We start from the raw sequence: 4,132 nt of genomic DNA on the forward strand, positions 1-4,132 counted from the left end.
CGCGCCGGAGCAGATCAAGGCTTACCAGCAATGGCTGCAAAAGACCATCGACGGCGGCAACGTCAAGGGCGTGCGCATCGAATCGCTCGAATCAGGCCGTCAGGAAATGCGCGCCACGCTGGACCGCGCCGAGCAGTTCCTGTCCCTGGTGGGCCTGCTGTCGGCCATGCTGGCCGCGCTGGCCGTGGCGATGGCGGCGCGCCGCTTCATGCTGCGCCACCTGGACGCCTGCGCCATGCTGCGCTGTTTTGGCCTCACGCAGGCGCAGGTGACGCGGCTGTACCTGGGCGAATTCATGCTGGTCGGACTGGCGGCCAGCGTGCTGGGCATGCTCATCGGCTACGCCGCCCATTTCGCGCTGCTGCAATGGCTGGGCAATTTCATGCCGACCGCCTTGCCGCCTGCCGGCTGGCAGCCGGCCGTGCAGGGCGTGGCGGCCGGCCTGTTGCTGCTGCTGGGGTTTGCCCTGCCGCCCATCCTGCAATTGCGCAACGTGCCGCACAATCGCGTGATCCGGCGCGAAGCCTCGGCGCCGAAGGCGATGAGCATCGCCACTTACGCGCTGGGCATGCTGGTCTTTGCCGGATTGCTGCTGTGGCAGGCCGGCGATATCAAGCTCGGCGCCATGACGGCGGCCGGATTCCTTGGCGGGTTCGCGCTGTTTGCGCTGATTGCCTGGGCTTGCCTGCGCAGCGTGCAATCGCTGCGCGGCCTGTTCAACAACCAGAGCTGGCGCTTCGCCATCGACGGCTTGCAGCGCCGACCCGGCGCCACCACGATGCAGATCGTCGCGGTTGGCCTCGGCCTGATGGCCTTGCTGCTGCTGACGGTGATCCGCGGCGACCTGATCGGCGCCTGGCGTCAGGCCACGCCGGCCGATGCCCCGAACCGCTTCGTCATCAACATCCAGCCGGACCAGAAAGACGTGGTCGAGCAAAAACTGAAGCAGGCAGGTTTGCAGCAGGCCAGCCTGGTGGCAAAGCGCAAGAAGGATCAGCGTTTCGAAGAAGCCACGCAGGTGATTTCCGGATTGGTGGAGCAGATACGCGACGCCGCGCTGACGCTGCGCATGGTGCAGATCAACGGCAAGCCCGTCACCAACGACACCTATCAGGAAGACCGCGCCAAGCGCCTGGTGGATCGCGAATTCAATCTCTCGACCATGCGCGACCTGCCGGCGCAGAACACCATCGTCGGCGGCAAATGGTATGACGACAGCCGTCCCGAAGCGTCTGTGGAAGAGGGCCTGGCCAAGACGCTCAAGCTCAGCCTCGGCGACCGGTTGCAATTCGATATCGCCGGCCAGTTGGTCAGCGTACCGGTCACCAGCATCCGCAAGCTCGAATGGGGCTCGTTGCGGGTCAATTTCTTCGTCATCATCAATCCGGCGGCGATGCGCGAGATGCCGCAGACCTGGATCACCGCCTTCCACTTGCCGGACGCCAAGGCCGGGCTCGGCAACGTGCTCACGCGCGATTTCCCGAACCTGACGGTGGTTGATATCGGCAGCGTGCTCAAGCAGATCCAGGACATCGTCGACCAGGTGATTTCCGCAGTGGAATTCCTGTTCCTGTTCACGCTGACGGCCGGCGTGCTGGTCCTGTATGCGGCGCTGGCGGGTTCGCAGGACGAGCGGGTGCGCGAGGCCGGACTGTTGCGCGCGCTCGGCGCCACCCGCGTGGAGCTGGCGCGCGCCCAGCGTATCGAGGTACTGCTGGTGGGCGCCTTGGCGGGGTTGCTGGCGGCCAGCGGTGCGGCCGCCATTGGCTGGGCGCTGGCGCATTACGTGTTCGACTTCGAATGGCGCTTCAGCCCGTGGTTGTGGCTGGCGGGCGCCGGCATCGGCATGGCGTGCGCCGTATTCGGCGGCTGGGCCGGCTTGCGCAATGTGCTGTCGAGGCCGCCGCTGCAGACTTTGCGCGAGGCATAAGGGCGCCATCACCGGAGACATGGCCGCACCGAAGCAGGTATCATCTCGGTCTATGCAAATCGAAGACCTTAATCAGCCGACCGTCTATGACATGATCGGCGGCGCGGAAAAGCTGCGCGCCATGGTGGATCGTTTCTACGATCTGATGGACCTCGAGCCGGAGTTCGCCGGCATCCGTGCCCTGCATCCGCCATCGCTGGACGGCTCGCGCGACAAGACCTACTGGTTCCTGTCCGGCTGGAGCGGCGGTCCCAACCTGTATACCGAGCGTTTCGGCCATCCGTTCCTGCGTGCGCGCCATCTGCCGTTCGCCATTGGCATTTCCGAGCGCGACCAGTGGCTGCGCTGCATGGCCTGGGCAATGGAAGACACCGGCCTCGACGAAGCGCTGCGCACGCGCCTGATGCAGTCGTTCTTTCAGACGGCCGACTGGATGCGCAACAAGCCTGACTAAACAAAAAGCACCGACATGACCCAGACTGAAATGATTCTCCTCGCCCTGATCGCCATCGGCATCGTGCTGCAGATCGTGATCCTCCTGCGCGGCCGCGGCGGCATCGATATCGGCACGCCGTTGCAGCAGCTCAAGAGCGAGTTGCAACGCCATCAGCAAGATCTGGCCGAGCGCAGCGAACGCGAATTGCGCGACCAGCTGCAATCCAACGCACAAAGCACACGCCAGGAACTGGGCGGCAATTTCGGCCAGTTGCAGCAGACGTTGGCGGCGCAGATGACCAGCGTTGCGACCCTGCAGAACAACCAGATCGACAGCTTCGCCCAGCAACTGGTCAAGCTCAACGAAACAAACGCCCAGCAACTCGACGGCATGCGCCAGACCATGAACCTGCAAGCGCAGGCCAGCCGCGAAGAGCAGGCGGTCTCGCTCAAGCGTTTCGGCGATACGCTGAACCAGACGCTGACTACGCTGACCGAATCCAACGCGCAGCGCATGGCCGAAGTGCGCGCCACGCTGGAAGCCAAGATCAAGGACCTGCAGCTGGACAACGGCAACCGCCTCGAAGAGATGCGCAAGACCGTCGATGAGAAGCTGCATGCGACGCTGGAGCAGCGCCTCGGAGAATCCTTCAAACTGGTCTCGGATCGTCTCGACAAGGTCCATCAGGGCCTGGGTGAAATGCAGCAGCTGGCGATCGGCGTGGGCGACTTGAAACGCGTGCTGACCAACGTCAAGACGCGCGGCACCTGGGGCGAAGTGCAGCTGGAAATGCTGCTGGAACAAATGCTCACTCCGGACCAGTACGCCAAGAACGTCGAGACCGTCCCCAACACCGGCGAGCGCGTCGAATTCGCGATCAAGCTGCCCGGCAACGATGACGGCGGCACGCCGGTGTGGATGCCGATCGACGCCAAGTTCCCGAAGGAACAATACGAACGCCTGGCCGAAGCCGCCGACCGCGCCGATGCAGACGGCGTGGCGCAGGCAGGCCGCGAGCTGGAACGCGCCGTGCGCGGCGAAGCCAAGACCATCGCCGAAAAATATCTGTCGCCGCCCTTGACGACCGATTTCGCCATCTTGTTCCTGCCTACCGAAGGTCTGTATGCCGAAGTCATGCGCAGGCCGGGTTTGTCGGATGACTTGCAGCGTACCCATCGCGTCAGCATCGCGGGGCCGTCGACCTTGTCGGCCTTGCTGAACAGTTTGCAGATGGGGTTCCGCACACTGGCGCTGGAAAAGCGTTCGTCGGAAGTGTGGCAGGTGCTGGGTGCGGTGAAGACCGAGTTCGGCAAATTCGGCGATGTGCTGGCCGCGACCAAGAGTACGCTGGAACGCGCCGCCAAGAACATCGAGCAGGCCGAAACGCGCACGCGCCAGATGACGCGCAAATTGAAATCGGTGGAAGCCTTGCCGAGCGATACGGCGCAGAAATTGCTGGGCACCGCCGAACCGGAAATCGACGGCGACGGCCAGAGCGAACTGCTCTAGACGCTGAAGCGGCCCGGTCTGAAATAAATCAGCGGATCAAAAATTTCATCAGCAAGGAAAACAGCCTGCCGTAAGGCGGATTGAACAAGCGCATGACGTTGAAGCGGCTCTGCGTGAACACCGGCTTCATGTGCGAAAAGCGCCTGAAGCCTTCCTCTCCATGATAGGCGCCCATGCCGGATGCGCCGACTCCGCCGAAAGGCAAATTCTCTTGCGCAATGTGCAGCAGCGTGTCGTTGACCGTCACGCCGCCCCGT

4 protein-coding genes are annotated in these 4,132 nt (G+C 63.6%); 3 read left to right on the forward strand and 1 reads right to left on the reverse strand.

Annotation, left to right across the window (positions count from 1 at the left end):
* The 3 genes from HLUSI_RS0116440 to HLUSI_RS0116450 all read left to right on the forward strand — a co-directional run.
* Positions 1 to 1,930: ABC transporter permease (locus HLUSI_RS0116440; RefSeq protein WP_016835012.1), on the forward strand; the 1,930-nt coding region annotated here is incomplete at its 5' end.
* Between the two features lie 52 nt (positions 1,931 to 1,982).
* Positions 1,983 to 2,384, forward strand: coding sequence for a group II truncated hemoglobin (locus tag HLUSI_RS0116445; protein WP_016835013.1), 402 nt, complete (start codon positions 1,983 to 1,985; stop codon positions 2,382 to 2,384).
* A 15-nt stretch (positions 2,385 to 2,399) separates the two neighbouring features.
* Positions 2,400 to 3,875 (forward strand): DNA recombination protein RmuC, encoded by a 1,476-nt coding sequence (locus tag HLUSI_RS0116450; RefSeq protein WP_029363617.1) that lies wholly within the window; start codon positions 2,400 to 2,402, stop codon positions 3,873 to 3,875.
* Positions 3,876 to 3,903: 28 nt separating this feature from the next.
* Here the strand turns inward: HLUSI_RS0116450 and HLUSI_RS0116455 are convergent.
* Positions 3,904 to 4,132 (reverse strand): aldehyde dehydrogenase family protein (locus HLUSI_RS0116455; RefSeq protein WP_029363618.1); only part of this gene is annotated, 229 nt, incomplete at its 5' end.

The sequence above is a fragment of the Herbaspirillum lusitanum P6-12 genome, assembly GCF_000256565.1.
Taxonomy (GTDB): Bacteria; Pseudomonadota; Gammaproteobacteria; order Burkholderiales; family Burkholderiaceae_D; genus Herbaspirillum; species Herbaspirillum lusitanum.